Origin of the sequence: Pseudonocardia tropica (genome assembly GCF_040105315.1) — a bacterium.
Lineage (GTDB): Bacteria > Actinomycetota > Actinomycetes > Mycobacteriales > Pseudonocardiaceae > Pseudonocardia > Pseudonocardia alni.
This window is the reverse complement of record NZ_JBEDNP010000001.1, coordinates 237,564-252,961: the sequence shown is the minus strand read 5'-3', so window position 1 is coordinate 252,961 and position 15,398 is coordinate 237,564. Positions and strand designations below refer to the sequence as shown.

The window sequence follows — 15,398 nt, the reverse complement described above, 5'->3', positions numbered from 1 at the left end:
CCGCGGTACCCGGCCCGGCGCAGGTCCCCGGCGGCCCCGTGAGCGCCCTGTCGGCCGGGCAGCTGATCTCCGAGCGCTACCAGCTGGACCGGCGGATCGCGGTCGGCGGGATGGGCGAGGTCTGGGAGGCCTCGGACACCCGGCTCGGGCGCAGCGTCGCGGTGAAGGTCCTGAAGGCGGAGCTCTCCGACGACCCGGAGTTCCTGCACCGGTTCCGCATCGAGGCCCGCACCGTCGCCTCGCTCGACCACGCCGGGATCGCCGCCGTGCACGACTACGGCGAGGACGACAGCCCCACCGGCGGCGGGCGCACCGCCTACCTGGTGATGGAGCTCGTCCGGGGTGAGCCGCTGTCGTCGCGGATCGGGCGCGGGCCCATCCCCGCCGACGAGGCGCTCGACATCCTCGAGCAGGCGGGCCGGGCGCTGTTCGCCGCGCACGAGCGCGGGTTCGTCCACCGCGACGTCAAGCCCGGCAACATCCTGCTGCGCACCGACGGCGTCGTGAAGCTGACCGACTTCGGCATCGCCAAGGCCGCCGACGCCGTCCCGGTGACCCGGTCCGGGATGGTCATGGGCACCGCCCACTACATCGCTCCGGAGCAGGCCTCCGGCGAGGAGGCCGGGCCGTCCGGCGACGTCTACTCGCTCGGCATCGTCGGCTACGAGTGCCTGGCCGGGGTGCGGCCGTTCCGCGCCGAGAGCGCGGTCGCGGTGGCGATGATGCAGGTCCGCGACGACCCGCCGCCACTGCCGGACGAGATCCCCGAGCGGGTCCGCGAGCTGGTCTCCTCGGTGCTGGTCAAGGACCCCGAGCAGCGCTACGCCGACGGCGCCGAGTTCGCCGACGCCGTCGCCGCGGTCCGGCGCGGGCACCGGCCGCCACCGCCCGGCATCCCCGCCCCCGGCGGGTACGCACCCGACTTCCGCGGCGACGACGGCACCGGCTCGCGGCACGCCCTGCAGGAGACCGGACCGGGGAGCGGCGACGACGGCCCGTCGGCGGGCGGTCCCGACACCGCCGACCGTGGCCCGCGCACCGGTGACCCCGGCCCCGACGGCGCCCGCCGCACCGGGCCGGACCAGGGCGTGTCCCGCCCGGTCACCGGTCCGTACCCCGGTGGCGCGCCGGGCAGGCCGCAGGGCCCGCGTACCCCGGGCGGCACGCCGTCCTGGTCCGGGCCGGTCCCGGTGCCCCCGGGCTCGCCGCCCTACGGGGCTCCGCTGCGGCCGCCGCACACCGGGCCGCACAGCGGTGGTCCCCCGGGTGGCCGTCGTCCGGGCGGGCCGCCCACCGGCCCCGGGGTCCCGGGGCGGCAGCGATCGGCGCCGACGCGTCCGCCGGTGCGTCGCAACGCCTCCGCCGACCGGATGCCCGAGCAGCATCCGTCCGGCCCGCTCGACCTCGGCCCGAAGCGTTCCGGACGGGCGAAGGCGTGGCTGGCCGTGCTGTTCGTGATCCTGACGCTCGCCGCCGTGCTCCTGGCGGTGATGATCTTGAGGGGCGCCTCGCCCGACGACATGCGGCCCGGCTCGCTGGGGGTCGCGCCCGGTACCGTGGTGACCGCGGCCGGTCCCTCGGCCGGGTCCACGGGACCGGCGGTCCCGGCGGAGCCGTTCGCCGTCCCCCGTGCCCAAGATCGACCGGAGGTGCCCGGTGATGCCCCGGTGATCCCACCGAACGGTCGCTCCGGCGCACATGTCGCCCGTACGGGACCGGCAGTGAGCGCCGACCGGCATGATGAGCACGCCTCCGACGGACTCGATGAGTACGGGAATCTGAACCGATGACGACACCACGACTGCTCTCCGAGCGCTACGAGCTGGGCGACCCGCTCGGCTACGGCGGCATGTCCGAGGTCCACCGCGGCCTCGACACCCGGCTCGGCCGGGACGTGGCGGTCAAGGTGCTGCGCGCCGACCTGGCCCGCGACCCCCAGTTCCAGCTTCGCTTCCGCCGCGAGGCGCAGAACTCGGCGTCGCTGAACCACCCGGCGATCGTCGCGGTGTACGACACCGGCGAGGTCGAGTCCGAGTTCGGGCCGCTGCCCTACATCGTCATGGAGTTCGTCGACGGGCAGACGCTGCGCGAGATCGTCAAGACGACCGGCCCGATGACCCAGCAGCGGGTCGTCGAGGTGATGGCCGACGTCTGTGCCGCGCTCGACTTCTCGCACCGGCACAACATCATCCACCGCGACGTGAAGCCCGCGAACGTGATGATCAACGGCGTCGGCGCGGTCAAGGTCATGGATTTCGGCATCGCCCGTGCGCTGGGGGAGGGCCAGAACGTCACCCAGACCGCGGCCGTCATCGGCACGGCGCAGTACCTGTCCCCCGAGCAGGCGCGCGGCGAGGCCGTCGACGCCCGCTCGGACGTCTACGCCGCGGGCTGCGTGCTGTTCGAGCTCCTGACCGGCGAGCCGCCGTTCACCGGGGACACCCCGGTCGCGGTCGCCTACCAGCACGTGCGGGAGGACCCCCGGTCCCCGTCCGAGCTGAACCCGTCGGTGCCCCCGGCGCTCGACGCTGTGGTGCTCAAGGCGCTCAGCAAGAACCCGGCCAACCGCTACCAGTCGGCCGCCGAGATGCGGGCGGACCTGGTCCGCGTGCGCAACGGCGAGCCGGTGCACGCGCCGCTGGTCATGAGCGAGCACGAGCGCACGCACATGATGGCCCACGACGGCGCGACCCAGGCCATGGCGACGCGCCGGCTCGACGCGGGCGGCCCGCCCACCGGCCGACACACGATGCCACCGCACCATCCCGACTACGCCGACGGCGAGGGCCGCGGGGGACCGCGCAAGGCCCTCCTGTGGGTCGCCGCGCTCGCGGTGATCGGCCTGCTCGGCTTCGTCAGCTTCCAGCTGTTCTCCTCCTCGGGCCCGGACCAGGTGTCGGTGCCCGACGTGCTCGGCCAGTCCCCCGACCAGGCCCGCCAGACCATCACCCAGGCCGGACTGCTGTTCTCCCAGCAGGACCAGCCGTCGGACGTCGCGCAGGTCGGCAAGGTCGTCCGCACCGACCCCGGCGGCGGCAACCAGGTCGCCGAGAACAGCCGCGTGACGGTCTACGTCGGCAGCGGGCCCGCGCAGGTCACGGTGCCGAGCGTGGAGGGCCTGTCCCCGGACGAGGCCGAGGCCAAGCTCCGGGAGGCCGGCCTGCAGGTCGGCGGCCGCACCGACCGCGACACGAGCGACTCCAGCCAGGTCGGCAAGGTCATCACCTCCGACCCGGGGCCGGGCCAGCAGGTCTCGGGCGACACCTCGGTGTCGCTGGTGGTGGGCCGCAAGCAGCAGACCGTCGCCGTACCGGACGTGGCGGGCCAGTCGGCCGACGCCGCCCGGGCGACGCTGCAGAACGCCGGCTTCCGGTCGATCTCCACGACCGAGGTCGACAGCAGCGGCTCGGCGGGCCAGGCGGTCGGCACGAACCCGTCGGCCGGGACCCGGGTCACACCCGACCAGACCATCACGATCCAGATCAGTCGCGGGAACCAGAACCAGGTGCCCAACGTCGTCGGCCAGCCCGTCGACAGCGCGATCAGCACGCTGCAGGAGGCGGGGCTGAGCCCGTCGATCCGCCAGGTCGACGTCTCGGACTCCTCGCAGAACGGCATCGTGCTGCAGCAGAGCCCGTCCGGCGGGTCGGAGGCCTCGAGCGGCCAGACCGTCACCCTCACCGTCGGCAGCTACTCCGGTGGCAGCAGCAGCGACGGGGAGAACGGCAGCAACGGCTTCCCGTTCAACTGACGATGTTCCCGGGAGGGACCGTGCGCGTACTCGTCGTCGACAACTACGACAGCTTCGTCTACAACCTGGTCCAGTACCTGGCCCAGCTCGGTGCCGACCCGGTGGTCCGGCGCAACGACGAGGTCGAGCTCGACGAGCTCGACGAGGTGGGCGCCGTCCTGGTCAGCCCCGGTCCGGGGACCCCGGAGCGGGCCGGTCGCAGCGTCGAGGTCATCCGCCGCGCCGCGGAGCGCGGCACGCCTCTGCTGGGCGTGTGCCTCGGCCACCAGGCGCTGGCCACCGCCTGGGGCGGGGTCGTCGAGCGCGCGCCCGAGCTGCTGCACGGCAAGACCTCGGAGGTCTTCCACGACGACACCGGGGTGCTCACCGGGCTGCCGTCGCCGTTCACGGCCACCCGCTACCACTCGCTGACGATCGCGCCCGACGGCCTGCCGTCGGAGCTGCAGGCGACCGGCCACACCGAGACCGGCCTGATCATGGCCGTGCGGCACCGGGAGCTCCCGATCTCCGGCGTGCAGTTCCACCCGGAGTCCGTGCTGACCGAGGGCGGGCACCGGATGCTGGCGAACTGGCTGCGCCAGGCCGGCCACGACGTGCCGGAGGACCTGGTCGTACGGCTGTCCGACGAGATGGCCGGGCTGGTCGCCGGGGTCTGATCCCCGCCCGCACCACCCGGCGTCCCCGTGACGTGTGACGCCTGTGTCGCCCGTGTGACCCGGACGGCGACGCGGTCGCGATACCGTGGTGGCGGATCTGTCCGGGTCGCCACGTCCCCGACCACGGTGCCCCGTCGCAGGTCCCGCCCCCGGCCGGCGCACCGGCCGGACCCGTGTCCGACTCCGACAGGCGATGAGGTCAGATGCCGAAGTCGAAGGTCCGCAAGAAGGCGGCCTACACCCCGCCCCCGGTCAGCCGCACCCCGCAGAAGGTCGCGGGACCGACACACCCCGCCTACATCGCCGTCATGGTCGCGATGTGGGTGCTCGGCCTGGCCTGGCTGGTGGTCAACTATCTGGCCGGTCCGTCCATCCCGTTCATGCTGGCGCTCGGCAACTGGAACTTCATCATCGGTTTCTCACTCATCGTGATCGGCCTGCTGATGACGATGCGGTGGCGCTGAACAGCAGAAATACACGAATGTGAGTTGTCCACCATGTGGATGAAGCCTGTGGACAACTTCACATGAACACACAGGGTGATCGAGTTCGATGGTCGACGCCGGTGGGCGCGGTCGTCGCACTCTGGGTGCTGTCGGTCGCCGCGACCGGCTGGTCGGTCGCGGTGCTCGTCTCCGGGGCGGACGCGGCGGGTGCGCTCGTCGCGGGCGTCGCGGCGCTCGGCCTCACCCTGGCCGCGGCGTCGGGGACCCGTGCCCGGCCCCGGCTGGAGGCAGGTCCCGAGGGGCTGACGGTCCGCAGGCTGACCTGGACCCGGCACGTGCCCTGGGGGCGGGTGGACGACCTGCGGCTGCTGCGGACCCGCAGGCTGGGCCTTGAGTCGGTGCTGCTGGAGCTGGAGCTGCGCGACGTCGACGACCGCGAGCGGCTCGTCGTGCTCGGCCGGGCCGAGCTGGGCGCGGATCCGGTCGACGTGTTCGACGACCTCACCGCCCGGCGCCCGGGCCACCGCCCCGACGTGGGCCCACCCGAGTTCTGACCCGCCACCCGCACCTCGGCGGGCACCGGATCCGGGCCCCCGGCGGCCCGGTCGGCGGGCGGCCGCCGAGATGCACCTCAGGGTCGTCCCGTCTCACCGTCGGCAGCCCTGAGCTGCATCTCGGCGCACGGACCGACGTCGGCAACGGTCGGGTCTCCGCCGTTCGGGCGGATGGGGTGCGGGTGGCGCGACGCCTCAGACGCCGGCAGCCGTGAGCAGCCCCGCCGCGCGCACCCCGATCAGTACCAGCGCGAGCACGGCCAGCCCGGAGACCGCCAGCAGCTGGGTCCGCCTGCGCTGCGGGGACCCCGTCCCGAGGTGGACCAGCGCCGCGGTGACAGCGGCGCCGAAGACGAGCCCGCCGAGGTGCCCCTGCCAGGAGATCCCCTGGATGCTGAGGCTGATCACGGCGTTGATCGCGATGACGGCGACGACCTGCCCGGTCGGCAGCTTCAGCCGCCGCAGCAGGACGAACAGTGCCCCCATCAGGCCGAACACCGCACCGGAGGCGCCCGCGGTCGCCCCGACCGGGGAGCTGAACAGCATGACCGCGGCCGCACCGCCGAGCATGGAGACGCCGTAGACGGCGACGAACCGGGCCCGGCCCAGGACCGTCTCGACCTCACGGCCGATGATCCACAGGGCGTACATGTTGAACGCCAGGTGCAGCGGGCCGATGTGCAGGAAGCCCGAGGTGATGATCCGCCAGTACTCGCCGTCGGCGACCAGGAGCGGGACGAGGCCCCCGGCGTCGAACAGCGGCGAGCGGAAGTTGGACATCACGCTGCCCGCCGTGACCGCGGTGAGCGCGTAGACCACCACGTTGGCGACGATCAGCCCGGGGACGATCACCGGCTTCCCGGTGCGGCTCGCACCGGCGACGTTGCGCCGGCGCGGGGTCGTCCGCGCGCCCTCGGCGAGGCAGTCCACGCAGTGCTGACCGACCGGGGCCGGCCGCAGGCAGTCGGGGCAGGCGGGCCGGTCGCAGCGCGAGCAGGCCAGGCCGGTGGGCCGGTCGGGGTGCCGGACGCACACCGCCGCGGCGCCGGGCGCGCCACCGGGGCCGGTCGGGCCACCGGGGCCGGTCGGGCCACCGCCCGGAGCGGGGGACCCGGATCCGTGTGGGCCGGCGCCGTACGGGGTCTGCCCGTACGGCAGGTCCGGCGTCACCGGTCCGGCACCGCCCGACGGCGGATCGCCCGGGGCGCCCGGGGCGCCCGGCGGCCACTGGGGCTGCGGGTAGCCGGGCGGCGCCGGGTAGTACGGCGCGCCGGCAGGGCCGGGGGAACCCGGCCCGCCCTCGGGCTCGCCGGGTGTCCCGGATCCGCTGCTGTCGGGTCGTCCGTTCACCACGGCCCGTCCACTCGGTCGTCGCAGACCTGCGGGGTCAGGACCGCTCGATCTCGATCTTCTCGATGACCACGTCGGTCAGCGGCCGGTCGGCCTGGCCGGTGGTGGTCTGGGCGATGGCGTCCACGACGGCCCGCGACTCGGCGTCGGCGACCTCACCGAAGATGGTGTGGCGCCGGTTCAGGTGCGGGGTGTTGCCCACCGTGATGAAGAACTGCGAGCCGTTGGTGCCCGGCCCGGCGTTGGCCATGGCCAGCAGGTAGGGCTTGTCGAACTTGAGGTCCGGGTGGAACTCGTCGCCGAACTGGTAGCCCGGGCCACCGCGACCGGTACCGGTCGGGTCGCCGCCCTGGATCATGAAGCCGCTGATCACCCGGTGGAAGATCGAACCGTCGTAGAACGGCCCGGAGTCGCCGGCGCTCGCGTTCGGGCCGGTGTAGTCCTTGCTGCCCTCCGCGAGGCCGACGAAGTTCGCGACCGTCTTCGGCGCGTGGTCGCCGAACAGCACGACGCGGACGACGCCCTCGGAGGTGTGCAGGACGGCCGTCGTGTTGGCGTTTCCTGGTTCCGTCACGGCTACCATCGTGCCAGTAAGCAGCCGCATCCGTGGGAAGCAGGTCCGGAACATGAGTGCCGAGAGGACGCGGGCCCGTGCCCGCAAGGACGCGGCCGAGGCCGTGCACACCGTCGCCGACGCCGGCCGGATCGCCGGTGGCGCGGTCGCCGACGCCGTGGCAGGAGGGGTCTCGTCCCGCCTGTCCGGCCTGTCCGACGTGGTGTCCGGCTCGGTCCACGACGCCCGGCGCGCGCTGGCCGAGGTCGTCGAGCCGACCCCGGCGCGGGTGCGCCGGGCCCCGTGGATCGTGGCCGTGCTGCTGCTGACCGCGGCCGCGGTGTGGGGCTGGGCGACGGTCCTGCAGCGCGAGCGCGAGGTGAACCCGGGGACCCCGGTGCCGACGAACCCGCCGACCGACGACCAGATCCACGGCAAGCCGATCGGTCAGGGCCGGTCGCAGACGAGCGGCCACTGAGCCCGGGCCCGTCCCGGAGCGGACGGGTCAGGCCGGGCGCAGGGTCCGCAGGAAGCCGGTCACGGCGGCCTCGTAGCCGTCGGGATCGGCGTTCCAGCTGCCGGTGTGCTCGGTACCGGAGAACTCCCGGTAGGTGACCGGCCAGCCGTGCTCGGGGGCGGTCGCAGCCAGGTCCCGGCTCAGTGTGACGGGCACGGCGGTGTCGGCGTCGCTGTGCAGGACGAGCGTCGGCGGACGGACCGCGGGTGGACGCCGGACCAGGTCGAACCGGTCGAGGTCGATCCCGATCCGGCGCGCGGTGAACCGGGCCGCGACCCCGGCGAGGGTCGGCGGGAGACCGCGGTTGCGGGCCTGCCGGCGCAGCGTGCGACGCCAGTCGAGCAGCGGAGCGTCCCAGAGCACGGCGTCGACGAGGTCGGCGTGCGGGGACCGGTCGAGGAACGCCCCGCCCACCGCGGCCCCCATCGACCACCCGACCAGCACCAGCCGGCGCGCGCCGTGGACCAGGGCGTAGGCCGCGGCGGCATCGACGTCGCGCCATTCGGTGTCGCCGAGGTGCGAGCGCCCGTCCGGTGACTCCGGGGCGGTCCCGTCCCCGCGGTAGCTGACGACGAGCTGGGTCAGCCCGGCCGCGTGCAGCGCGGGCAGGATCCGCAGTGCCTCGCGCCGGGTTCCGCCCCGGCCGTGCACGCACAGCGCCCAGGTGTCCGGGTCACCGCCGTCCGGGGCGGGGATGCGCCAGGCCGGGGCGAGGCCGAGGTCGGTGGGCACCCGGACGTCGTCGAAGGGCAGCCCGCGGGCGGACGGGTCCGGGTCGAACGGGCCGGCGTCGAGCACCGCGGGGCCGGTCGCCGGGACCGGGCCGGCATGCAGCTCCCGGACGACGGTGCGGCGCCCGCGGTCCAGGACCGGACCGACGACGGCGAGCCCGGCCGGGCCGCGCAGCCCCCACACGCCCGGCTGCGCGGACAGCCGGGTCCGCGCCAGCTCGACGGTGCCGTCACCGGTGGCGACGACCCGCTCGGGCAGCCCCGGGTGCGGCGACGGGTGCAGCAGGATCGTCGAGTAGTGCCAGCCGATCGCGGCCGCGGCGGCGCCTCCCGCCCCGCCCAGGGCCCCCGCCAGCGCACCCGCGACGGGCGCCGAACGACGGACCGAGTGGCGGACGGAGGAGCTCGGCGCGCGCACACACCCATCCTGCTCCCCCGCGGACGGGTGCTGCGAGCGGACCACCGGAAACCTCGTGGAGTGACGAGAAGGGACCGTACGTGCGACACCCCTCTCAGGTTGCCACTCGTACGGGTGAAGATCGCCGTCGAATGACTGCGGAACGCAACCGGCCGATGTGGGTCTCGTTGTCCCCCGGCGAGGGTCGCCCGTCGCCCCTCCGCTCCCCGACCCCCATTGGAAGGACGTGCGCATGACCCCGCTCGCCCGTACCGCCCTGCGGCTGTCCCTCGCCGGCGCCGGCATCGCCGCGCTCGGCACCGGCGTCGTCGGCCAGGCATCGGCCGCCGAGCTGCCCGAGGCACCCGACGCCCCGGACACCTCCGCCCTGCCGTCCTACGAGGACGGCACCCTGTCGAACGACGCGAACAGCGTCTCCTTCGGCGAGCTGCAGACCCCGCACGGCGAGACCTCCGGTCTGCCGGAGCTCCCCTCCGCCGACGCGCTCCCCGGCCTGCCGGGCGCCGACTCGCTGCCGGGCGCCGACTCGCTGCCCTCCGCCGACTCGCTGCCCTCCGCCGACTCGCTGCCCTCCGCCGACTCGCTGCCCTCCTCCGACTCGGTGCCGGGCACCGCGTCGCTGCAGTCCTCCGACGACACGCCGGAGCTGCCCTCGGCCGACGACGCCCCCGAGATCCCCTCCGCGGACGAGGCCGACCTCCCGTCGGCCGACGACGCGGGCGCGCTGCCCGTGCTCGAGATCCCGGGCGTGATGTACGTCGAGGCCCCGACCGTCTCCTGACGTCGGACCGACCGGCGCCGGACCCCGGACCGGCCCTCGCGACGTCGCCCGTCCGGTGTCCCCGACGACCGGGGGCCCGGGCGGGCGACCGCGTACGCCGACGGGGTCAGGGCCGGCCGTGGCGCGGGCGCGGCGGTGGCGCGGGCACCACCGGTGCGCGGACGATGAGCTCGTAGCGGTCGAAGGACCCCTCGTCGTCGACGACGTGGCGCAGGAACCGGAACCCGGCCCGTCGCGCGACCCCGACCGATGCGGTGTTCTGCGGGTCGACGTCGATGGAGATCCACCGCACGTCGCCCCGTTCGCCCAGGTAGCGGGCCGCGAGCCGGACCGCGCGCGTCGCGAGGCCGCGACGGCGGTACGCCGCGTGGACGCCGTAGGACAGACCGGCCCGGTCCCCCGCGGGGTCGAGGTCGACGTCGATGGTCCCGGCGAGGACGGCGCCGCCGTCGACCCGGATGCCGAAGCTCAGCTTCGGCCCGTCGTCGGCCCAGCGTTCGATCGCACGACGGACGTGGGCGCGGGCGGTCGCCGGGGTGGCGGGTGCGCCACCGAGCCAGCGGACGATCTCGGCGTCCTCACCCGCGAGGTGGGCCGTCACATCGTCCCAGCCGAGCGGGCTGAGGACGACGACGCCGTCCGCCAGCATGTTCGAGGGACGCGACACGTGACCATCCTGCCCCAGACGTCGCCGTGCGTGATCGGGTAGCCCCCTCCGGTGTTCCCCGTCAGGACGACGGCGCCTCGCGCGCGCGGTAACGCACGAGGAGCGTGTCGTCGCCGGTGACGACGCTGACGAGCTCGAGACGCGCGGGGTCCATGCCCGCGCCGCGGGCGATCCGACCGGCCTCGCCGGAGACCAGGAACGGCGCCAGGGTCAGCCGCAGCTCGTCGACCAGGCCCGCCTCGGCCAGGCTGCCGAACAGCGCGGGTCCGCCCATGCAGTTGATCCGGCGCAGCCCGCGCTCCCCCAGCACCGCGACCGCGACGGCGAGGTCGACCGACTCGTCGCCGGTGAGCACGACCTCGGCACCGACGTCGGTCCACCGGTCGCGCAGGTCCGCCGGGACCGACTCGCAGGTGAGCACGATCGTGGGGACCTCGGTGTCGGTCAGCACCGGCGCCGACGGGTCGAGCGACTTCCCCGACGAGGTGACGACCGCCGTCGACGGCAGCTCCGACAGCCCGAAGCGGCGGCGCCGGTCGTCCATCCGGTCGTTGTGCTTGACGCCCGTGAACCCCTCGGCGGTGGCCGTCCCGGCCGCGACGAGCACGACGTCGGCCAGGTCGGTCCCCAGGTCCAGCACCGCGCGGTCGGGCGGGGTGGACAGCCCGGCCGAGCTGCCCTCGACCTCGACGGCGCCGTCGGCGCTGGACACGAAGTTGACCGACAGCCGGAGGCGGTCGTCCGGGTAGGCGTAGAGCCGTTCGAGCTGCTCGGTCGACAGCGGTCCGGCGTCGGCCGCCGGGAAGATCTGGTGGATCATGCTCACGCGAGCAGTCTCACCGCCCGCGACGGGTTCCGCTCGCCACGGACGGTGGCGACCATCTCGCAGGTCTCCCGGGTGGCCCGGACCTGGTGGGCGCGCACCATGGCGACGCCACGGTCCGCGGCCAGTGCCGTCGCGGCGAGGGTGCCGGTCAGCCGCTCCTCCAGCGGCACGGCCAGGGACTCCCCGACGACGGTCTTGTTCGACATCGCCAGCAGCACCGGCCAGCCGGTCGCGACCATCTCCTCGATGCCGCGCAGGACCTGGAGGCTGTGCAGGGTGTTCTTGGAGAAGTCGATCGCCGGGTCGATGAGGACACCCCCGGCGGGCACGCCCGCGGCGACGGCCTTCTCGGCGAGCGCGACGGTCTGGTCGACGACGCTGCGGAGCACGTCGGTGTAGCGGGGCCGGTGCGGCTCGGTGCGCGGGGTCACGTGGTCGGTGTGGGCGCTGACGTAGCCCGCTCCGTACCGGGCGGCGACGTCGAGGATCGCCGCGTCGGCGGCGGCCCAGTTGTCGTTGACCAGGTCGGCCCCGGCGGCGCAGACGGCGTCGGCGGGACCGGCACGGAAGGTGTCGACCGAGATCGCGACGTCGGGGAAGGCGTGGCGCGCCCACTCCACGGTCGGCACGACCCGGTCGATCTCCTCCTGCTCGGTGACCTCGGTGCCCGGACTGGCCGGGACGCCGCCGATGTCGATGACGTCGGCACCCTCCCGGACCACCGCGGTGATCCGGTCCCGGGCCGCCTGCTCGGCGAAGGTGACGCCGTGGTCGTAGAACGAGTCGGGGGTCCGGTTGACGATCGCCATGACCATCGCCCGGTCCCGGTTCCAGGTACGTCCACGGAACGTCACGCTCGGCACGTGGTCTCCTCACAGCACGGGCGGGCCCGCTGCAGGACCCGGTTGGATCTCCATCCTCCCCGGGGCCCGGCGTGCGTGCCCACCCTGCCGGTCGTCAGCCGCGCGCGTACTCCCGCAGCGGCGGCTCGGCGGCCACCCGCCGCCCGGTCGCGATGCTGGTCGCGACAGCCCCGGCAGCCGCGCCTCGTTCGCCGGGAGCTGCGTGCGGTCGACGGCGGGGATGACGTCGGCCGGGCAGATCGACTGGACGCGGATGTGCGCGAGCCGCCCGCGTCGTCGCGGCGCAGCTCCGAGCTCGCCGCGGGCGGCAGGTTCGGGACCACGACCTCGTCGGTCAGGGTGTGGACTGCGGTGTGGTCGAGCCCGGCGAAGGTGTCCGGGCCGTCGCGTTCTCGTCGGTCCGACGACGACCGGGTGCGGCTCAGGTGGCCGTGCTGCGGTGCGCCGTGGTCACCAGATCCCGCGTCAGGTCGGTGTTGTCGGCGTACCCGGGACCCGAGAACCAGGTCTCGTCGGCCTCCGGGTGCGCCCCGACCAGCCCGATCCGGCCGCGCCCGACGGTCTGCGCGAGCGCCGCGACCGAGCCGTCGGCGTAGGTCGCGAGCACCTCGGCGGTGCTCCCGGGCGGCAGGTCGAAGGCGGCCCCGTCCTGGAAGTACAGGCGTCGCGCGGCTCCGCGCCAGTCCACGGTGACGGTCTCGCCCTCGGCCCCGGCGCCGTCGGCGGGCCGGACGGTGCCGTCGAACAGGCCGAAGCCCGAGCGACGGCCGGCGAGGTAGGCGCCGAGGCAGAAGCCCAGGTAGGTGCCGCCACCCCGGACGAAGTCCGCGACGACGCCGGCGTGGCCCTCCAGCACCGGCCACGCCTCGTCGACGGTCCCGCCGCCGGGCTGCACGTAGAGCGCGGCCCGGGACAGTGCCTCCGGGGAGAGGTCGGCGTCCTCACCGGACCCGACGAACTCGGTCCGGAACCCGAGCGGTGCGGCGGCGAGCAGCCGCTGCAGCGTCTCGGGCGAGCCCGGTGCGGTCACCGACGGCCCGCGGTGGATCAGGGCGAGCGGCGCGTCGCCCGCGGCGGAGGCCACACCCCGGCCGGCGAGGCCGGCCGCCACGGTGAGGGCTCCGACGGTCAGGAAGGTCCTGCGGTCCACGTGTGTCGTCCTCCGGAGTCGGGGGTAACCGGCGAGGACGTCACGAGGGGAGCGGACGGCGCCACCGGACCGGATGACGCAACACTGACACGGATGTCACCCGGACGGGCCCCGACGGACGACTGCGCTGCCGGACGGTCGGCCGTCCGCTGTGGACGGGCAGGGCCTCCGGCAACGGTACGACCGGCCGGGCGAGGCCGGTCCGCTGATCGTCGCAGCGGATCGGCGGGCCGGTCGCTCCCGGCCGGTCAGAGGCGGGAACGATGGGTCCGCGTGTCGGGACGGGCCCACCATGCGTCGCGGGTGACGTCGTACTCGACCTCGCCCTGCTCCGCGCCGGGCAGCCGGTCCTCGTACGTCTCGCCGGAGACGAACGCCCGCGCGAAGGAGAGACCGGCGGCCGCCATGGTGGCCCGTGAGGCGGTGTTGACCGCCATCGTCTGGGCGAAGATGCGGTCCAGCCCCAGGTCGGCGAAGCCGTGGCGGACGAGTTCCTGCGCTCCCTCACCTGCATAGCCGCAGCGCCACCGGCGTCGCAGGAGCCGGTAGCCCAGTGACGCCTGGCCCCCGGTGTCGGGCTGGTCCGGTCCCCGCGGTGCCTGCAGCATCCACAGGCCGACGCCACCGTCGTCGGCGAATCCGACCCAGAGTCCCAGCCCGGGCACCTCGGTCGCGGCCCGTCGCCGACGCCGGTGGTCGCGCTCGACCTCGGCCCGGCCGTGGGCACGGCCGGTGAGATGGCGCATCACCTCGGGATCGGAGTCCAGCTCGATCTCCAGCTCGAGATGCTCGTCGGCGAGCGGCACGAGCACCAGTCGCCGGGTGTGCAGGACCTGCTGGGCCATGCGTCGACCATGCCGGAGGCGGCAAGCGGATTGCGGTCGAGAGCGCCTCCGACAGGGCTCCGACCTCAGGAGAGGTGCTTCCCGGAGATCGCGCGGGCGATGACGAGCTGCTGGATCTGCTCGGTGCCCTCGAAGATGTCGTAGATCTTCGAGTCGCGGTGCATCCGCTCCACCGGGTGCTCGCGCGAGTAGCCCGCGCCGCCGAGGATCTGGATGGCGCGCTCGGTGGCCCACACCGCGACCCGGCCGGCCTTGAGCTTGGACATCGACCCCTCGCCTGCGGTGAACGGGACGTTGTTGCGGCCCATCCACGCGGCCCGGTGCACGAGCAGCCGGGCGGCGTCGATCTCGGTCCTCATGTCCGCGAGGGTGAAGGAGATCGACTGGTTCTCGATGATCGGGCGGCCGAAGGCGACCCGGTCCTCGGCGTACTCCAGGGCGTACTCGTAGGCGGCGCGGGCGATGCCGATCGCCTGCGCGCCGACCGTAGGACGGGACAGCTCGAAGGTCTGCATCGCGGCCGACCCCTTCGACCTCTCCCCGGACCGGGCGCGGGCCAGCCGCTCGTCGAGCTTCTCCTTGCCGCCGAGCAGGCAGGAGCCGGGGAGCTTCACGTCGTCGAGGAAGACGTCCGCGGTGTGCGACGCCCGCAGACCCATCTTCCTGATCTTGCGGGTGGACTCGAGGCCGGGGGTGTTCGGCGGGACGACGAACGCGGCCTGCCCCTTGCTCCCCAGTGCCGGGTCGACGACGGCCTGCACCACGTGGATGTTCGCGATGCCGCCGTTGGTGGCCCAGGCCTTCTGGCCGGTCAGGGTCCACTCGTCCGTCGCCTCGTCGTGGACGGCGCGGGTGCGCATCGCCGAGACGTCGGAGCCGGCCTCGGGCTCGGACGAGCAGAACGCGCCGACCTGCGGCTCGGAGGCGTCGCCGTAGCACTGCGGGATGAACTCGACCATCTGCTCGGGCGTGCCGGAGGCGAAGATGCCGGCCACCGCCAGCGTGGTCCCGAAGATCGCCATGCCGATGCCGCCGTCGCCCCAGAACAGCTCCTCGTTGACCAGCGGCACGGACAGGCCGGTCTCGTCGCCCCAGAAGGAGGCGAGGGTCTCGAAGTTGTAGAGCTCGATCTTCGCGGCCTCCTGCAGGATCGGCCACGGGGTCTCCTCGCGCTCGTCCCACTCGGCGGCGGCCGGGCGTACGACGTCGGCGGCGAAGCCGTGCACCCACTCCTGCAGCTCGCGGTGCTCCTCGGACAGTTCGAAGGAAGTCATCTCACCTCTCCGCTGG

General features: G+C 74.3%; 16 protein-coding genes. 7 read left to right on the top strand and 9 right to left on the bottom strand.

The window, feature by feature from the left end:
* Window positions 1–38: 38 nt before the first annotated feature.
* From WHI96_RS27790 to WHI96_RS01200, 5 genes are all read left to right on the top strand, one after another.
* Window positions 39–1,790, top strand: a complete 1,752-nt coding sequence (locus tag WHI96_RS27790; protein WP_425571641.1) for a serine/threonine-protein kinase — start codon at window positions 39–41, stop codon at window positions 1,788–1,790.
* Window positions 1,787–3,751: a Stk1 family PASTA domain-containing Ser/Thr kinase gene (gene pknB, locus WHI96_RS01215; protein ID WP_345647966.1), complete on the top strand. Its 1,965-nt coding sequence runs from the start codon at window positions 1,787–1,789 to the stop codon at window positions 3,749–3,751. Before WHI96_RS27790 ends, pknB begins: the two co-directional genes overlap by 4 nt.
* Window positions 3,752–3,771: 20 nt before the next feature.
* Window positions 3,772–4,407, top strand: coding sequence for an aminodeoxychorismate/anthranilate synthase component II (locus tag WHI96_RS01210; protein WP_345647963.1), 636 nt, complete (start codon window positions 3,772–3,774; stop codon window positions 4,405–4,407).
* Between the two features lie 203 nt (window positions 4,408–4,610).
* Window positions 4,611–4,871 (top strand): cell division protein CrgA, encoded by a 261-nt coding sequence (crgA, locus tag WHI96_RS01205; protein WP_345647960.1) that lies wholly within the window; start codon window positions 4,611–4,613, stop codon window positions 4,869–4,871.
* A gap of 101 nt (window positions 4,872–4,972) precedes the next feature.
* Window positions 4,973–5,407 (top strand): PH domain-containing protein, encoded by a 435-nt coding sequence (locus WHI96_RS01200; RefSeq protein WP_345647957.1) that lies wholly within the window; start codon window positions 4,973–4,975, stop codon window positions 5,405–5,407.
* A 195-nt stretch (window positions 5,408–5,602) separates the two neighbouring features.
* On the opposite strand, the gene WHI96_RS01195 is transcribed toward WHI96_RS01200, so the two are convergent.
* Together WHI96_RS01195 and WHI96_RS01190 are read right to left on the bottom strand one after the other, a co-directional pair.
* Window positions 5,603–6,757 carry a rhomboid family intramembrane serine protease gene (locus WHI96_RS01195; RefSeq protein ID WP_349302336.1) on the bottom strand — a complete coding sequence of 385 codons (1,155 nt, stop codon included), beginning with the start codon at window positions 6,755–6,757 and terminating at the stop codon, window positions 5,603–5,605.
* A 37-nt stretch (window positions 6,758–6,794) separates the two neighbouring features.
* Window positions 6,795–7,340 carry a peptidylprolyl isomerase gene (locus tag WHI96_RS01190; protein WP_345647951.1) on the bottom strand — a complete coding sequence of 182 codons (546 nt, stop codon included), beginning with the start codon at window positions 7,338–7,340 and terminating at the stop codon, window positions 6,795–6,797.
* Between the two features lie 43 nt (window positions 7,341–7,383).
* Between WHI96_RS01190 and WHI96_RS01185 the strand changes: the two genes are divergently transcribed.
* Entirely contained in the window at window positions 7,384–7,788 is a 405-nt protein-coding gene (locus WHI96_RS01185; protein ID WP_345647948.1) for a hypothetical protein, read from the top strand.
* Window positions 7,789–7,815: 27 nt separating this feature from the next.
* On the opposite strand, the gene WHI96_RS01180 is transcribed toward WHI96_RS01185, so the two are convergent.
* On the bottom strand, window positions 7,816–8,976 hold the full coding sequence (locus WHI96_RS01180) for an alpha/beta hydrolase family protein (RefSeq protein ID WP_345647945.1): 1,161 nt from the start codon (window positions 8,974–8,976) through the stop codon (window positions 7,816–7,818).
* 232 nt (window positions 8,977–9,208) lie between these two features.
* Here WHI96_RS01180 and WHI96_RS01175 point away from each other — a divergent pair, with 232 nt between their 5' ends.
* Window positions 9,209–9,757, top strand: coding sequence for a hypothetical protein (locus tag WHI96_RS01175; protein ID WP_345647942.1), 549 nt, complete (start codon window positions 9,209–9,211; stop codon window positions 9,755–9,757).
* A gap of 106 nt (window positions 9,758–9,863) precedes the next feature.
* Here WHI96_RS01175 and WHI96_RS01170 read toward each other — a convergent pair whose 3' ends face one another.
* The 6 genes from WHI96_RS01170 to WHI96_RS01145 all read right to left on the bottom strand — a co-directional run bounded on the left by WHI96_RS01170 (window position 9,864) and on the right by WHI96_RS01145 (window position 15,382).
* Window positions 9,864–10,424, bottom strand: a complete 561-nt coding sequence (locus WHI96_RS01170; RefSeq protein ID WP_345647939.1) for a GNAT family N-acetyltransferase — start codon at window positions 10,422–10,424, stop codon at window positions 9,864–9,866.
* 61 nt (window positions 10,425–10,485) lie between these two features.
* Window positions 10,486–11,244 (bottom strand): dihydrofolate reductase family protein, encoded by a 759-nt coding sequence (locus WHI96_RS01165; RefSeq protein ID WP_345648557.1) that lies wholly within the window; start codon window positions 11,242–11,244, stop codon window positions 10,486–10,488.
* A 2-nt stretch (window positions 11,245–11,246) separates the two neighbouring features.
* Window positions 11,247–12,113: a dihydropteroate synthase gene (gene folP, locus WHI96_RS01160; RefSeq protein ID WP_345647936.1), complete on the bottom strand. Its 867-nt coding sequence runs from the start codon at window positions 12,111–12,113 to the stop codon at window positions 11,247–11,249.
* Window positions 12,114–12,534: 421 nt separating this feature from the next.
* Window positions 12,535–13,263, bottom strand: a complete 729-nt coding sequence (locus tag WHI96_RS01155; protein ID WP_345647933.1) for a BPL-N domain-containing protein — start codon at window positions 13,261–13,263, stop codon at window positions 12,535–12,537.
* A 248-nt stretch (window positions 13,264–13,511) separates the two neighbouring features.
* Window positions 13,512–14,108, bottom strand: a complete 597-nt coding sequence (locus WHI96_RS01150; protein ID WP_345647930.1) for a GNAT family N-acetyltransferase — start codon at window positions 14,106–14,108, stop codon at window positions 13,512–13,514.
* 65 nt (window positions 14,109–14,173) lie between these two features.
* The gene (locus WHI96_RS01145; protein ID WP_345647928.1) at window positions 14,174–15,382 is read right to left on the bottom strand and encodes an acyl-CoA dehydrogenase family protein; all 1,209 of its coding nucleotides are present in this window, start codon (window positions 15,380–15,382) and stop codon (window positions 14,174–14,176) included.
* Between the last annotated feature and the right edge of the window lie 16 nt (window positions 15,383–15,398).

Coding starts and splice junctions, on each gene's coding strand:
- WHI96_RS01175 (WP_345647942.1), top strand. CDS start 9,209: ATGACCCCGCTCGCCCGTACCGCCCTGCGGCTGTCCCTCGCCGGCGCC.
- WHI96_RS01185 (WP_345647948.1), top strand. CDS start 7,384: ATGAGTGCCGAGAGGACGCGGGCCCGTGCCCGCAAGGACGCGGCCGAG.
- WHI96_RS01150 (WP_345647930.1), bottom strand. CDS start 14,108: ATGGCCCAGCAGGTCCTGCACACCCGGCGACTGGTGCTCGTGCCGCTC.
- WHI96_RS01190 (WP_345647951.1), bottom strand. CDS start 7,340: ATGGTAGCCGTGACGGAACCAGGAAACGCCAACACGACGGCCGTCCTG.
- WHI96_RS01165 (WP_345648557.1), bottom strand. CDS start 11,244: ATGATCCACCAGATCTTCCCGGCGGCCGACGCCGGACCGCTGTCGACC.
- pknB (WP_345647966.1), top strand. CDS start 1,787: ATGACGACACCACGACTGCTCTCCGAGCGCTACGAGCTGGGCGACCCG.
- WHI96_RS01145 (WP_345647928.1), bottom strand. CDS start 15,382: ATGACTTCCTTCGAACTGTCCGAGGAGCACCGCGAGCTGCAGGAGTGG.
- crgA (WP_345647960.1), top strand. CDS start 4,611: ATGCCGAAGTCGAAGGTCCGCAAGAAGGCGGCCTACACCCCGCCCCCG.